General features: G+C 59.3%; 15 protein-coding genes. 7 read left to right on the top strand and 8 right to left on the bottom strand.

The annotated features are described in order from the left end of the window. Positions 1-2: 2 nt before the first annotated feature. A protein-coding gene (locus HAP41_RS03525; RefSeq protein WP_166055883.1) for an IS630 family transposase occupies positions 3-949 on the bottom strand; the annotation gives its coding sequence in 2 pieces (ribosomal slippage) (positions 3-610 and positions 610-949; 948 coding nt in all). 300 nt (positions 950-1,249) lie between these two features. On the opposite strand from HAP41_RS03525, the gene HAP41_RS03520 reads away from it, so the two are divergent. Further along, on the top strand, positions 1,250-1,516 hold the full coding sequence (locus HAP41_RS03520) for a hypothetical protein (protein WP_166055945.1): 267 nt from the start codon (positions 1,250-1,252) through the stop codon (positions 1,514-1,516). After that, positions 1,513-4,356, top strand: a complete 2,844-nt coding sequence (mobF, locus tag HAP41_RS03515) for a MobF family relaxase (protein ID WP_166056130.1) — start codon at positions 1,513-1,515, stop codon at positions 4,354-4,356. The genes HAP41_RS03520 and mobF overlap by 4 nt, the downstream gene beginning before the upstream one ends. 990 nt (positions 4,357-5,346) lie before the next feature. Here mobF and HAP41_RS03505 read toward each other — a convergent pair. The 4 genes from HAP41_RS03505 to HAP41_RS03490 form a co-directional block, all read right to left on the bottom strand. Further along, complete coding sequence (locus HAP41_RS03505) at positions 5,347-6,138, bottom strand: sensor histidine kinase (RefSeq protein ID WP_166056220.1); 792 nt, start codon at positions 6,136-6,138, stop codon at positions 5,347-5,349. 246 nt (positions 6,139-6,384) lie between these two features. Beyond that, entirely contained in the window at positions 6,385-6,954 is a 570-nt protein-coding gene (locus tag HAP41_RS03500; RefSeq protein WP_206706208.1) for an exopolysaccharide biosynthesis protein, read from the bottom strand. A gap of 210 nt (positions 6,955-7,164) precedes the next feature. Then, positions 7,165-7,329, bottom strand: a complete 165-nt coding sequence (locus tag HAP41_RS03495) for a DUF3309 family protein (RefSeq protein ID WP_166056303.1) — start codon at positions 7,327-7,329, stop codon at positions 7,165-7,167. A gap of 166 nt (positions 7,330-7,495) precedes the next feature. Further along, positions 7,496-9,256: an ABC transporter ATP-binding protein/permease gene (locus HAP41_RS03490; protein ID WP_166056439.1), complete on the bottom strand. Its 1,761-nt coding sequence runs from the start codon at positions 9,254-9,256 to the stop codon at positions 7,496-7,498. A 382-nt stretch (positions 9,257-9,638) separates the two neighbouring features. Between HAP41_RS03490 and HAP41_RS03485 the strand changes: the two genes are divergently transcribed. Both HAP41_RS03485 and HAP41_RS03480 read left to right on the top strand, forming a co-directional pair. Further along, positions 9,639-10,694 (top strand): HWE histidine kinase domain-containing protein, encoded by a 1,056-nt coding sequence (locus HAP41_RS03485; protein WP_166056483.1) that lies wholly within the window; start codon positions 9,639-9,641, stop codon positions 10,692-10,694. Between the two features lie 40 nt (positions 10,695-10,734). Beyond that, positions 10,735-11,061, top strand: a complete 327-nt coding sequence (locus tag HAP41_RS03480; RefSeq protein ID WP_175617944.1) for a response regulator — start codon at positions 10,735-10,737, stop codon at positions 11,059-11,061. Positions 11,062-11,070: 9 nt separating this feature from the next. Here the strand turns inward: HAP41_RS03480 and HAP41_RS03475 are convergent, their stop codons facing one another. Together HAP41_RS03475 and HAP41_RS03470 are read right to left on the bottom strand one after the other, a co-directional pair. Then, positions 11,071-11,343: a septal ring lytic transglycosylase RlpA family protein gene (locus HAP41_RS03475; RefSeq protein ID WP_248577175.1), complete on the bottom strand. Its 273-nt coding sequence runs from the start codon at positions 11,341-11,343 to the stop codon at positions 11,071-11,073. A 121-nt stretch (positions 11,344-11,464) separates the two neighbouring features. Further along, complete coding sequence (locus HAP41_RS03470) at positions 11,465-11,638, bottom strand: CsbD family protein (protein ID WP_166056662.1); 174 nt, start codon at positions 11,636-11,638, stop codon at positions 11,465-11,467. Between the two features lie 242 nt (positions 11,639-11,880). Between HAP41_RS03470 and HAP41_RS03465 the strand changes: the two genes are divergently transcribed. After that, entirely contained in the window at positions 11,881-12,057 is a 177-nt protein-coding gene (locus HAP41_RS03465; protein ID WP_166056717.1) for a succinate dehydrogenase/fumarate reductase transmembrane subunit, read from the top strand. Positions 12,058-12,076: 19 nt separating this feature from the next. On the opposite strand, the gene HAP41_RS03460 is transcribed toward HAP41_RS03465, so the two are convergent. After that, positions 12,077-12,652, bottom strand: coding sequence for a DUF488 domain-containing protein (locus tag HAP41_RS03460; protein ID WP_166056780.1), 576 nt, complete (start codon positions 12,650-12,652; stop codon positions 12,077-12,079). Between the two features lie 163 nt (positions 12,653-12,815). On the opposite strand from HAP41_RS03460, the gene HAP41_RS03455 reads away from it, so the two are divergent. Both HAP41_RS03455 and HAP41_RS03450 read left to right on the top strand, forming a co-directional pair. Further along, positions 12,816-13,031 (top strand): hypervirulence associated TUDOR domain-containing protein, encoded by a 216-nt coding sequence (locus HAP41_RS03455; protein ID WP_166056817.1) that lies wholly within the window; start codon positions 12,816-12,818, stop codon positions 13,029-13,031. A gap of 44 nt (positions 13,032-13,075) precedes the next feature. Further along, positions 13,076-14,809, top strand: coding sequence for a molybdopterin-dependent oxidoreductase (locus tag HAP41_RS03450; protein WP_166056873.1), 1,734 nt, complete (start codon positions 13,076-13,078; stop codon positions 14,807-14,809). Positions 14,810-14,836 lie beyond the last annotated feature (27 nt).

Here is a 14,836-nt window from a genome sequence, read left to right as displayed (position 1 = left end):
GATCACGTTGCGTCGTAACCAGCCGCGACGAGATAATTTTGACATTCCTCGGGTGAGAAGCGTTTGAGAGCGTTGGCGATTGCTTGCCAGAGATCGGGCATGGTGCGGGCTGCGGCGGCCCGCAACAGCGCTTTCAGTTTGGAGAAGGCCATTTCAATCGGGTTGAAGTCTGGACTGTAGGGCGGAAGATAGAGCAGGCTAGCTCCGACCGCCTGGATGGCCTCTCGAACGCCATGGACCTTGTGAGCGGGCAAGTTGTCCATGATAACGGTATCGCCCGGCCGCAGCGATGGGGCGAGCAATTGCTCGACGTAGGCCAGGAAAGCGTCGCCATCCATTGGACCGTCCAGAACAAGCGGCGCGATCAGACCGTCGGAGCGCAATCCAGCGGTGAACGTCGTCGTCTTCCAATGTCCGTGTGGGATAGCTGCACGACATCGCTCGCCGCGTGGCGAGCGCCCGTAACGCCGCGCCATTTTGGTGTTGGCGCTGGTTTCGTCGATGAAGACGAGACGCTCAGGGTCAAGGTCGATTTGCCCTTCGAACCACTCCTCACGTGCGGCATTTATATCGCCGCGCCGTTGCTCGGCGGCGTGCGCTGTCTTTTTTTAAGTGTGATCTTTCTGCGCTGGAAAAAACGCCAGAGCGACGCGATGCCAGTCGATATTCCATGACGTTTCAACAGTTCTCGCAACTCGGCAAGCGTGATATCCGGCCTCGCTGTCACCGCCTCCAGAATCAATTGCGAATGCGCTTCGATGCGCTGCGATTTGCGGTCACCGCCCTGGCGTTTAGGAACGATGTCGCCAACTTTCTTGAGGCGAGCGCGCCAGCGGATCGCACTGGCCGCGCTGACACCAAAGCGCTCAGCAGCCTGTCGACAGGACATGCCACCGTCAATCGCGGCTACCACCCTTTGGCGAAGATCAACCGAAAGCGCCCTGGCCATACATGCTGGCCTCCCTCGCCAGCATGCAGCTTGAATCTGACTCGCGCCGTTTTGGGAATCCCCACCCGATTCTTTCCGGTCGGAAAATGCTCTAGCCAGTGCTAGTCATGCTAGTAGTTACTAGTTGCTTTGCTAGTTCATTACTATTGAAGTTGGTGTTCACACCACACGCACTAAAGTTGCCATCCACTAACCACAAAGGGATGAGGCGGCGAATCTAGGGTTGATGCACGGCCCATCTCATGCGACGGCCCAGGACAGCGGTCAAGTTGCCATCATTGCGAATTGCTGGGACAGCGTATGCAAACCTACAAGGTGCAGATCGAGCCGAAACTCTCCGAGCGCCTCGAACAGGCAGCTGGGGTAGCGAAAATCGCGCCCGCCGAACTGATTGCGCAATGCGTTGAGCAGCACCTCGATATCGCCCTTCGATACGTCGCACTTCTCGATCGCCTGGACACGGTCGACCAGGGACTCCTGGACCTGGCGAGCCTTGTCGGGGAGGCTTCCGCCGGCGGTAACGTCGAGGTGTCCAGTATCTGCCGGTATTTGCCTTCGAAGGTATGACCGCCTCCCTTCATACGTTGGGTGCCGGCCGCGACGCCGGTCTGTACTACGTTAACGATCCCAATCGCGAGGCGCGCCCGAGGAGCCGGGACGAATACTACATTCGCGACGGTGGTGGCGTTTGGTGGACGACGGGCGAAACAATCGTTCGGCACGGGGCTGCGATCGACAAGGAGAGCTTTCGAGATCTTTGCGCGGGCGTTGATCCGCGCACCGGAGAGCGACTCGTCCGCGGTGCCGGACCGAAGCACCGAGCCGGATGGGACGTCACGTTCTCTTCCCCGAAATCCCTATCCATTTTGTGGATGGCGGGAAACGAGCAGCAGCGTGCAGCGCTGCATGCGCTGCACCGCGACGCGGTTGAAGATGCTCTCCGATTCTTAGTCGACGAACGACTCGTAGAAGTCCGCTTAGGTCCGGGCGAGTATATCCGCGAGCCTGCCGCCGATGTTATCGTAGGGCGCTTTGATCATTACACCTCGCGCGAGGGTGACCCCGCTATTCATACGCACGCCGTTTTGATGAACGTAGCTCGATCCGGTGAAAAATATCGCACCCTTGAGCCCGAAAAACTCTTCGAGTACCAGCTCGTTCTTGGCTCGGCGTTCAGGGCCTCGTTGGCTCATCGATTGGCAGCTATCGGATTTTCGCTGCGCGAAGCTGGACGCAATCAGTTCGAGATTGCCGGCGTTCCACAAAGCATGATTGAGACGTTTTCGAAGCGGTCGCGCCAGATAGAGGAACTTGTCGGACGTGAAGCGACCGGCGCGCAAAAGGAATTGGCGGCGCTCGCAACGCGCGGGTCAAAAGATGAAGTCCCAGTTGGTGAGATCCTCGAAGCTCGCTGGAAAAAGGAGCTCGCGCAAACCGGCGCCGATCCGTGGAGGGCGGCACGCGATTTCGTGCCTGCTCGGGAGATCTCGGCGGCCGTCGAACGCGACCTTGACCCGCCAGAAATCAAGGGCGAAGGTCCGGTTGCGGTTGCCGCCTCAAAGCTCTTCCGGCATCAGAGCGTGATTAGCCGCAAGGAGCTGGTGCATGGTGCACTCATTGAGGCAGGCATCCGCGCGCTCGGTATAGATCAGGTGTGGCAAGAGCTGCGATCGTACGAGGAACGTGGAATTCTTCGTATGCTTACGGACGAAGGACGAGCAGAGTACTGGACCACGCCAGCTATCGCTGCCGCCGAAGCGAGCCTGCTACGATCCGCGGATCGCCTTGATGAGCAGGAGTGGTTTCGACAGGACGCAGTTGAGGCGGCGCTCGCCGACGCGCCCTATCTGTCTCAGGAACAAGCTGATGCTATCAGGTTTGCCGCCAATCGCGATGGGGTGGTCATATGCGAGGCGCCCGCCGGCACCGGTAAAACCGTGATGACGCAAGCCCTAGTCGAAGCTGCCCAGCGCTCTGGGCTCAAGATTCTGGGATTAACGCCCACCTGGGTGGCTGCCGACGAACTTTCAAAATCTTGCGGTATTGAAGCATGCGCTATCGCTAAATGGCGTTACGACCACGAGCGCGAAATCGGATGCGAGATCGATGCCAATACACTGATTGTTGTCGATGAGACCGGCTTGGCCGGCGTGCGGGATCTCGAGACGGTCTTAAGGGTGGCTCATAATGCGCACGCGAAGGTTGTGTGTCTTGGGGATCGCCGTCAGCTCCAGGCAGTGCCAGGAGGCAGCGCGCTGAAAGCGATCTCCGACGTGATTGCGCGCGGTGCAGTTTTATCGCAAGTGCGTCGACAAACGGTGGAGTGGCAGCGCGCGGCATCGATGGTGATGGCCAGAGGTGATTCCGACGCGGGTCTGCGTGCCTACGCGCAACACCGGAAGCTCGAAGTTGTGTCTGGCGAAGCCAAGGCGCAAGCTCGGGTGATCGAGATGTGGAACAGCTACCGCCATTTGCATGGTGATGATGTTTTAATCGTCACGCGCCGGAATTCCGATGCTGCAGCTCTCAATAGAGCGGCGCGTGCTGTCCTGCGTCGTGAAGGGCGCCTAGTGGGTGAGGATTTATCTCTCCTTGCCGTTGGCCGTGACAAGAAAATTGGCACGATTGAGCTTGCCCAAGGTGACCTCATCCGGTTCAGTGAGAATCTTCCCCGATTCCGTATTCGCAACGGAACCCGTGGTACAATCGAGCGCCTGGCGCGAGACGATGCTGATGTGAAAGTCGGCGTTCGGCTTGACGACGGGCGCATGATCGAAACGGAATGGGGATCGTTAGCTCGCGCGCGCGCCGAAGGTCCACCTAGGCCGCCGCGTATTACGCTGGCCTATGCGGGCACGGCGTATTCCGTGCAAGGCCGAACGTCCGCTGCCGCCGTGCTGTACGTGGCGAAGCCGACGGACGCACGGGAGGTTTATGTCGGACTTACGCGACACAAGGTCGATGCTTACGTTGTCGCCGAACGCAATCGACTTGAGGCTGCTGTAGCGAAGCACCAACTCGACCCGCGCAAGGTCCCAGGGGAGGCTGCAATTCGTGAGCGGCTTTTCAACGAAGCGACATCTTACGCAGAAAAAGTGAACGTTGTGGATTTCGCCAACGATCGCATTGAATTCGCACGGACCGGCCAACTTCAAATGCGACGCGAAGCAGGATCACTCAATGTCGGTCGAGTTGCACGGGCAGCGCGGCGGATGTTGGAGGCCTCGCGCGAAATGTCGGCTGATGCGTCTCTCACCATCCCCGTTTGGCGGTTGATCGACTGTGCGCGCCACATCAGGCAAGATATTGCGCAACGCGTGCACCAGACTATTCAAGCGATTAAGAACCGTATAGATTTCAGAGCCAAAGAGCGCACGGTAGCTCGCGAATGGGACCAGGGGCGTTGAGATGATTGACTACGCCCTACGATTTGCCGTCCTTTATTCATTGCCATACGGAATCACAAGCCGATCTTGCCAAAGAAGGGTCGAGTGACGCGCTGCCCTATCCGGGGCATACGCAATGATTTACAGCTTCAGCCGGAGTTCTGGACAAGCTCGTATCGCGACTTTCGGGCCGACGTGCCGAGGTCGAAGAAGCTGCTCCTGAAAACGGAGACCACCTCGATTCGGGGAAGGACGCTAAAGCGGGGCAGCTGATAGGTGCTGAAATTCCGGTCGAGAACTTCTCCGCCACGGCAATGCAATTCCTCCGTCAAGGTGAGTATCTCTCGTCATGCCTCGCCCGACCCGGAGAAGATCGACGCCGGCGGCGCAATGCGCACCGGCAGTGGCCGCTCGATCTTCGAGTCCCGCGACGGGCCGCCCACATTTGCGTCATATCGGTTGACCAACGCCAGCAGACGCCGCCTGGTGAAGGGATCGGCCCGCTCGGCCAGGCACGAACGCGCTGCGCCTGTTCTCTACAGAAGTCCTCGTCCATCAGGCCACCCCTCACTCACGCAAAGCTGCAACCGAACTCTATCGAGGCGGCTTCAACTCGCCTGCCAGCCAGCCGACCGCATCTGTCTTCATTGGGTCCACGGCGAAAGACACCACTTCAGTGCGTTCGCAGGTCGAGCATTCGAAGGTGCTCCTCGAACCCGCGTTTGCCGGGAGAGATGCGTGCCAATGCCATCCGGTGCTTGCAAACCGGACACATCGGCCGCTCCGTGAAAGATGCAGTCATCCCTGGACCCCGCAGCAAAATCATACGCTTTCTGGAGCGCGAGTCTGCAAAATTTGCGATCGGGCGAACGTTACGATCAAATTTGCTGGTCGATACATGCCGCACCGGTGCCGCCTTCATGCTATGGCGGTTGTCCGACGCCCGTTCCTTGAGAGAAGCTATCGAGTGTCGGTTCGACGAGATGTCTTTCCGGATGATGCCGAAGTCAGCTAATGGCTTGCTCCCGTCGGCGCAGGAAACAGCACGGTAAACCGCGCGCCCTTTCCGTCGTCGCCACGATCGATCCGTAACTTACCGCCAATCTGGCCGGTGAAGGATTGAATAATTCTCATCCCCAGACCCTTGCTCGCGCCGGGGTCGAACCCCTCGGGCAAAGCCGGACCGTCGTTGGCAACCGAAAGCGCGTACCCATGTTTCGGATCCGGCTCCAGCCTGACAGCAATCCGGCCTTTGCCGTGCTTTGCCGCGTTCGTGATTAATTCGCTGGCGATGAAACCGAGCGGAATAGCGGTGGTAGCCGGCAAATTGACTTTACTACCTTCGACGCTGATCTTCCCCGCTGACTCGTCCGAGGACGACATTGCCGAAAAATCGTGACAAAAGTCGTCGAGGAATTTCTTGAGCTCTATTGTTGGGACACCTTTGTCGGAAGTAAGACGATGGTGGATTCGCGCAATCATGGAAACGCGATTGGCCGCCACGGCCAATTGCGAGGCCACTTCCGGATGAACTGAATTTCTGCTTTGCAGTGAAAGAAGGCTGATGGTCATCTGGAGATCGTTCAACAACCGATGATCGGACTCCTCTTTCAATAGTTCTTGTCTGTGGATCAGCTCATCCTTTTGAAGAAGCAGCGCCTCGCTTTTCGCAAGCGCTTTTCGCAATTGAATCTCTATGAGCCGGTAATCCGTCAGCTCCGCAGCGGGCAAACCTTGATCGGGGATCCGAAAGATCACGCCCGGAGGTAGGTCGGCACCGCCTGACGAGCGTTCGTCAATCATGATATCGGCCTCCGTGAGAGGTTCTCGCTGCATTTAACTGCAGGGTGAACCTAGAGCCGCAAAAAGAAGACCAGATTGACGCAAATCAACTATGTCCGGCATCCGACATTATGTTTCGTGCTTCGGAAAATGGATGCGGCCGCTCGGGCAATTTCGGTTGAAGTTCGAGCGGCTGATTTCCATGGAATCAGATCAGCGCGACGGTATACCCGCTATTTCACCGCCGCGCTTGCGCTTGGCCGAGCATCACCAGAGGCCGAAGATCCATTTCGCGCCGAGGACGGTCTCCCAGACTGCCGTCAATTCGACCGCCAGCACAACGACGCTGGCCAGCAGCGCTATCGAAAGCAGGAGACCGTCCTCTTCGAGATAGGCCAGCGCGATTAGCGCGATCACGAGGGCGGGAACGACGTTGCTCAGAGGGACCGGTGTGAAGAGCAGGGTGATGTTTAGCAGCACGACGACGGCGCCGACGACGCGCTTGGTCGCATCGAGCGGAGTCGGCCAGCGCGGATGAATGAGTTTCTCAAGATACCTCAGCACGGGCACAGCCCGCTGCACCAGAGCGGCAAGCTGCCGCGTCGGCAATGGACGAACGGCGATGCGGCGTGGGAACATCGGCATGTTCTGGCCCAGGATCATCTGGAATGCGGGGATCATGAGTAGCAGGCCGGCTACGATCGAGACACCCGGTGCAACAGCGACCACGGCAAGCAGCAGCATGATGAGGCCGAAGGAGCGCTTGTGCATCCGGCTCATTAGCCAGCCCAGGGTAAAGTGATCCGTCGGCGCCTCGTCGTGTAGCCGCTGCAGCAAGACCGAGGCGGGGACAAACGCTGTCGCGTCGGCGGGTAGCGTCAGCTTCAGGTTGGGCCTCCATTCTTCCTTAACGTCAGGGCCGACCGATGGATTGAATCAACGAACTCCACCGCGCCATGACGAACAGACGCGGCAGAGGCAATCTCAAAACCTGTGGAATGAGCGGCATTCAAGCCGGCTCATACCTGCTCGCTGGCTACCGCTTGGTCAAAGTTTGCCAAGCAAAAGCAAGATCAGCAGAATGACAATTACCAGGCCGAGACCACCACCGCCGTAGTAGCCAGTACCGTAAAACGGACCGCCACCGATCCCGCTAAAGCCGCCCAGCAGCGCGATCACCAGAATGATCAGAATGATGGTCCCAATCGACATTTCGAGATCTCCCTTTGCGGTTTGGTCGCGACGTATTGTCTCGAACCTTGCCCAGCCAGCGGCCGATCCCGAGCAAGTTCCCAATAAGGAACTCATCTTGTCGCGAAGATAGCGAAGCCCAGTTGACTCAAATCAAAGATGTAGGTGGTTTGAGACGGCACCCGCATCACGATCGGATAGTCAGCAGCCAGTCGTCGAGCCGTTGCAGCCAGCGCCGGGGCGGAGGTGGCGCAGGGGGCGGTTTGAGCTTGAGCCGGTCACCGTCACGTCCATGAACAAGCTGAAGCGTTCGAGTGTGGTAGACGGCAAGGTCCGGCCGGTGACCGATGCTCAACACGGTGGTCTGCTTCAGCTCATCATCGAACAGAGCCATGACGCGGCGTTGGCTGTCCTCGTCGAGCGCGGCTGTCGCTTCGTCCAGAAACACCCATCCCGGCTTGTGCAGGAGAAGGCGCGCAAAGGCGAGGCGCTCCTGTTCGCCAAGCGAAAGCTCCTTGTCCCAGCGCTCGGTCTTGTCGAGCTTGGGAATGAGATCGCCGAGGTCGCACCGCTTCAAGGCCTGTCGCACATCCGCATCAAGGAAGGCGTCGGGCGGGCTCGGATAACTCAGGGCGTTTCGTAACGTCCCCAGCGGCAGATAAGGACGCTGCGGCAGGAACGCCATGGCCTCGGGTGGAGGCGTGAGGATTGTCCCGGACCCCCACGGCCAGAGGCCCGCCACCGCGCGGAACAGTGTCGATTTTCCTCGTCCGGTGTCGCCGACAATGAGTACGCGCTCGCCCGGGGTGATGCTGACCGTCGCGTCGTCGATGACGATATGCCCGTCCGGCAAGAGGATGCGCACGCCCTCGAAAGCAAGATGTCCTTCCGGGTGTAGCGCGCGCTTGATTTCCTCTGCGCCCTGTTCGATCGCAGGGAGATTGTCGAGCGCTTCGCGAAAACGTGCGACCCGGTGGACCGCAGCACGCCAGTCGGCGAGCCGTGAAAAATTGTCGACGAACCATCGCAGCGCCAATTGGACCTGAGTGAACGCGCCCGCCACCATGATCAGGCCGCCCAGCGTCAGGTTGCCGCCGAAATAGGCCGGTGCTGCCACCAGGATCGGAACGACCAGCGACAGCCAGCCAATGCCCGATGTGATCCAGGTCAGGTGAGCGAGCGAGGAGGATATCCGTCGCATCGTGTCCACGACGGCAGCGAGCGCCGCCTCGAGATGCCGTCGTTCGTCGGTCTCCCCGCCATGCAGTGCGATGCTCTCGCCGGATTCGTTAACCCGAACGAGCGCGAAGCGGAATTCCGCCTCACGCGCATATCGCTCGCCGTTCAGAGCAATCAGCGGCCGCCCCACGATCCAGGTCAGACCGGAGCCGATCAAGGCATAAGCAAGCGCACACCAGACCATGTAACCGGGAATGGCGATGTCGTAGCCCGCGACCTGGAACGTGACTTGCGCCGATAGGGTCCAAAGCATACCGACGAAAGCGACGAGCTGGAGCAAGGAATAGACGATGCCGCAGCCGAGGTCGGCGGTGTAGTCGCCCAACAGGCGCGTATCCTCCTGGATGCGCTGGTCCGGGTTGTGACCATACTCGCCGGCAAAGCCGAGCTGATAGACACGCAACGGCTTGAGCCACTCGTCCAGAAGGTGACGGGTGATCCATTCGCGCAGTCGAAACTTCAGGCGCTCCTGGAGATAGGTGTTCGCGACCGTGAGTGCCAGCAAAATGGCGACGATGACAACGAACGTCTGGAGATCATGAAGGAAGCCCGACAGGTCCTTGCGGCCGACGGCGTCGAAGAACCGGCCGTTCCAGTCATTGAGTTGGACTTGTCCAAACATGTTGGCAATGGTGACGACAGTCGAGCCGATGAAGATCGCCATCACCCACCGCCCGCCTTCGGCCTGCCGAAGCACGCGCGCGAACAAGCTCAGGTCCCGGGCAAGATTGAAATCATGTATTGGCGCAGCTTTGACCAGCGCGTCCGCGAGAGGGGACCTGGCCACCACGGCCGGCATGATCGGTATTAGAGGATGGGCGGCCTGCGGCAGCTTCGGAGTTGTCTCCGCCGGAGGGTGGACTGCCTGGGGAGCAGCAGGTGATGCAACGTCCGCCTTCATACGCCCGCATCGCCCCTGTTTCGTCCGTCGATTCACCGCAAGCAGGCCCGGGTGAACTGGATCTTGACTGCCGCAATGATTGCCCCGGCAGCAGCATCGTTATGGTATCATAGAAACGCCTGGCTCAGGAAGAAGCCTGCAGCACCGTCTTCACAGCATTGCCTGCTAAGCGCATTGATCGACCGGGGACATGTCGGAAATAACGGAAAAATCTGACCGGCAGAAGGGCGCCGAAGCCGCAGTCGATGGCTTTCGGAAGGACCTCGGCCCGTTTGTCGTTGCCGCTGAGACGACCCGAATGGCCATGCTGTTTACGGACGCGGCGAAACCCGACAATCCGATCATTTTTGCCAATGACAGTCTTCTCGCCCTAACGGGATACAGCCGGGAAGAAGTGCTAGGCAAAGGCTTCAATTTCCTAATGGCTAACGGTTCGGATGCCGAAGCCGTGGCGCGAACCAAAGCCGAGTTCGCAGATTTTTCCAGCGGCGGCGCAGAAGCTCTCTGCCGCCGCAAGGATGGCAGCGAATTCTGGGCCGCGCTCTTCGTCAGCCCGGTTCGCGATGAGCACGGCAACATCGTTCAGTATTTTGCATCCCTCATTGATCTCACCAAACACAAGGACGATGAGGTTCGATCCAGGATGCTGATCGACGAGTTGAACCATCGCGTCAAGAACACCCTTTCCACGGTACAATCGATTGTCTGGCAGACATTGCGAACGACGACCGATCCCATGGAGATCCGACGATCCATCGAGTCCCGGTTGTTTGCGCTCTCCCGGTCGCACGACCTGCTGACCCGCGAAAGATGGGAAAGCGCTGGACTGTTCGATATCGTTCACGATGCCCTGGAGCCGTTCGGGGTGTCCGGCGGTCGGGCGGATCGCATTGTGATCACGGGCGAGAACATCCGCTTTCCGCCAAAAGCAGCTTTGGCCCTTAGCATTGCGTTCAACGAGCTTGCGACCAATGCCGTGAAATACGGTGCATTGTCCAACGCGGCCGGCTCGATCCTGATCGCGTGGACGGCAGAGACGACACCAGCCGGTAAACGGCTTGTACTGAGCTGGAAGGAGAACGGTGGACCTCCGGTCATGCCGCCCGCACACAAGGGATTTGGATCGCGGGTGCTTGAGCGTGGCCTCGCCCATGAGCTTGAAGGCACGGTGCAGCTCGACTATCGGCCGAACGGCCTTGTCTGCACGATAGACATTCCCTTACCAGGGGGTGCTGGTAGTAGATAAAGTGCTTTGCGGTCGGCGAGCCCTCGTAGTCGAGCATGAGATGCTGATCCTCATCATGATTGAGGACATGCTTGCCGACCTCGGATGCGAATCCGTGACATCTGCCGCGACGGTCGATAAGGCGCTCGAGCTGATTGATGCGCAAGCTTTCGACGTCGCCCTGCTTGACGTGAATCTGGATGGCAAAGATAGCCATCCAGTGGCGGAAGCGCTCTCTGCGCGCGGAGTGCCGTTTGTCTATGCGACCGGTAACACCGGTAATAATTTGAGAGACCGTCACTCGGGCCGGCCCGTGCTGAAGAAGCCCTTTAAATTCGAAGATCTGGTGGCGATACTTGCCCGCCTCAAGCTCGCGCCGACCGAGTGATAATATCGCCTATGGTCGAGTTTCCGGAATCGACAGGATCCTGAGGCACACCTTCGTCAGATCTGCGAAGCCGAGTTCATGTGCGGCGATTTGCGATACGTCGATTATTCTTCCGCTGACGAAAGGGCCGCGATCGGTGATCCGCACGACTGCCGACTGCCCGTTTGCTTGATTGTCGATGCGGACGAGCGTCCCAAACGGGAGTGACTGATGCGCCGCGGTTCGATCGTTGACGCTGGTGTCTTGTCCGCTTGCCGTCTCTTCGCTCAGGGTTGTATACACCGAGGCAAGACCACACTCGTCTAGCTTTACATCGTCCGCGCGCGTTGGTTCGAAAATAACCAGTTGCAGGAACGCGGTCGCAATCGCATGGGACCTTGCGACGGTTGCTCGCGTCCCTGGCCTATTTTCCCTTGAGGGTGTCCTTGAGACCGCCGACGGCATTCTGAACCTGCCCCTCGATCTTGTCGGCGTTGCCTTCTGCTTCCAGCTTGGCGTCGCCGACCGCCTTGCCGGCCGCCTGCTTGACGGTGCCCTTGATTTGCTTCGCCGATCCGATGACGCGGTCCTTGTCCATAGGCGTATCCTCCGATGCTTAGTCGCTCGACGTAAGGCTGAGGCGCGAACTTCGCTTCCTTCATGCAGAGGACTCATGGACGAGCCAAGATGCCTCTCCGCGATAGGTAAGACAGGTTGCCCATATTTGAGGACTGCAGGTTCCAATTTTATGTCGACTCCCTGACATAGGAGGAATCTAATTTTTCTTTACCGCTCCGATCGCTAAGTTGAGATGTCGCTTCACCGCTTGCCACCAGCTGCATGATCCTCTTGTTGATCGCACTATTTCATCATTCCGCGCTTGGTCTGCAGGTGGTGATTGAGGATTATGTCCATTCAGATGTCAGGTTTGCAGCAATAGTCGCGATCCGGCTCGGCTGTTACGGTCTCGCCGTGATCGGCATCATCGCCACTCTGCACATTGCCTTCGGCGGTTGAGCCAACGAAAACCCTTGCCTCATTCCGGTTTCGTATCTTGAGCGGGATAGACCACCGTCCTATCGTTGCGAACAAAGGCGCCGGGTGTGAAGCTCGCCACATCGACATGCGATTTCCCGAGAATGTGCATCACTTGCTCGCCTGCGGCCAGAAGGTGGTCGGCGATGATCCGGCGGTGGCACCGCCACCAGACTGCTTCGGCGCACATGACCGCGCATCGGTGCCGGCGGCCCCGTTCCCGCAGCCGCGCCAGGCCGGCCGCGAAGGATGCCGTCAGGGCATAATCTGCGTAATTTTGAAAACTTTGCACCCGCCAATAAGAATTGGGCGAAGGCCCGGCGCCGCGTGACTTTCCTCGGCGGCCGCCGAGCTCGGCGATATGCTCGTAGCCGATCTGCCAGGGCTCCAGCGTCCCCTGGAGTGTTTCCCGGTTGAACTGAGGGCTGGTCCGCGACCGGGGGATCGACCTTACGTCGATAACGAAGTCGGCGCCAGACTCGCGCAAGAGATCGGCAAACTCGACGATCGTCCTGGTTGAGTGCCCTATGGTGAAAAAGATAGTCGTGTGGGCTGCTCCCGACCGACCAAGACACATGACGCGCCGGCATTATCCATGCGCGCGGTCCCAAACACCAGAAGTGCAAGGCGGGTAAACACTGCGACGTAAATACCGCGACATCGGGGAACCGGTAGAGCGCGCAGCGGTTGGGATGTTCATGCTGCGCTAGGAATAACGGGGGCGGAGCCGATCGAACGACATGCCGAAGAGCTTCAAGATCCATGATCGCGTAGGTTGGAATTCCGAGGCGGGCCGCGTCAGCGGCACGGTCATCCGCATCCATACCCGCGATTTCAAGGTCAATGGCTACACCCACCATGCGACCCCGGACGAGCCGCAATACGAGATCAAGAGCAGCAAGACGGATCACATCGCTTCCCACAGGGCTTCCGCGCTGGCCAGGATTGGCGATTGACACCCCATTGTCAGGTGTGACCGATGATAGACAAAGATCGGTCGATGCACACGAGTTCAAAATCCTTCGCGGTCGAGCCGCTCCGTGCAAGACTTAGCGCTGCCGACGATCGCATCTGCCTCAATCACTGGATGCCGCCACAACAGGGGATCGCGCCCCGGATTCGCATTGGCCGGCGCTGGATCAACACGCTGTGGGGTCTGCCGATCGCAGCCGCGGCGCTGCTCTGTCTGATTGCCTTGGCTCAGAGCCTGCGTGAACTTCCCGGCGTGGAGGCCTTTATCCAACAGCATCCCGGCATTGCCCAGGGCGCGCCGTCGGTCGATTCGGGATTCCCGTGGTGGCTGCAGCTTCAGCACTTCCTGAACATGTTCTTCATGCTGTTCATCATGCGGGCCGGACTGCAAATCCTGGCCGATCATCCCCGGCTCTATTGGGGCCGCGATTGCACGCCCGGAACCGACTGGTTTCGCTTCCAGGTACCGGTGCCGAAGGGCCGCGTCTGGACCGCCAAGGACGACTCCGTCACCCTGCCGACCTGGCTCGGCATTCCCGGCCTGCGCCATACCCTGGGGCTGTCGCGCTGGTGGCATTTCTCGGTCAACCTGCTGTGGCTGATCAACGGCGTCGCCTTCTTTGCGCTGCTGTTTTCCACCGACCAGTGGCGCCGGCTGGTGCCGCTGACCTGGGAGGTCTTCCCGGCCGCGCTGTCCACGGCGATCCAATATGCGTCACTGAACTTTCCGGTCGATCATAGCTGGACCCGCTACAACGGCCTCCAGCAGCTCAGTTATTTCATCACGGTGTTCGTCGCCGCGCCGGTCTCGATCGTGACTGGTTTGATGCAGAGCCCGGCGATCTCCAACGCGCTCGGTTGGTTCGGCAGATTGTTCAACCGGCAGGCGATGCGGTCGCTTCACTTCATCTCCTTTGCCTGGTTCGTGGGATTCATTCTGGCGCATGGCGCCATGGTGTTCGTCACCGGCATCAGAGAGAACACCAACCACATGTTCGGCGGAGTGGATAACGTATCCTGGACAGGTTTTCCGCTGTTCGTGCTGGCGATGGCAATCCTGACTATCGCCTGGCTGCTGGCTTCGCCCTTCACCATCCGGCACGCCCGTTTGGTGCAGCGCGCCGGCGCGTTCACGATCGGCTGGATCATGGGACTGGCGGAAAGTTGGGATCCGCGCTCCGAGCTAACGAAGCACGATATCTCCCCTTACTTCTGGCCAAACGGCACGATGCCAGACTCCAAGGAGTTTGATGATCTCGTCACGGAGGAGTTTGCTGGCTACAGGTTGCGGATCGGCGGGCTAGTCGAGGCGCCTCAGGAATTGTCTCTGGCCGACCTCAAGGCCATGCCGAAACAGGAGCAGATCACGACGCATTTCTGCATCCAGGGTTGGTCGGGTGTCGCCGAATGGGGCGGCGTTGCCATGCGCGACATCCTCGCTCTGGTGAAGCCGACGCCCGAGGCTCGCTACGCTGTGTTCTATTCGTTGGCCGACGGCGCCGACGGCGGGCGCTATTATGACGTCCACAAGATCGAGAACATGCGCCACGCGCTGACGATCCTCGCCTACGAGATGAACGGCGCGCCCGTCAGCGTACTGCACGGCGCTCCGTTGCGGCTGCGATGCGAGAATGAGTTGGGTTTCAAGATGGTCAAATGGATCGCAGCGATCGAATTCGTTCATGACTTCGCTGATCTCGGCGCAGGCCAGGGCGGTTATAATGAGGACCACGAGTTCTACGGTTATCGCATGCCGATCTGATCGGCCCACGGGATGACGGGTTCATGA

The sequence above is a fragment of the Bradyrhizobium barranii subsp. apii genome (genome assembly GCF_011516635.5).
In the GTDB taxonomy this organism is placed as follows: Bacteria; Pseudomonadota; Alphaproteobacteria; order Rhizobiales; family Xanthobacteraceae; genus Bradyrhizobium; species Bradyrhizobium barranii.
Note: the sequence above shows the minus strand (reverse complement) of the source record. Positions and strands in the feature narration are given on the sequence as shown.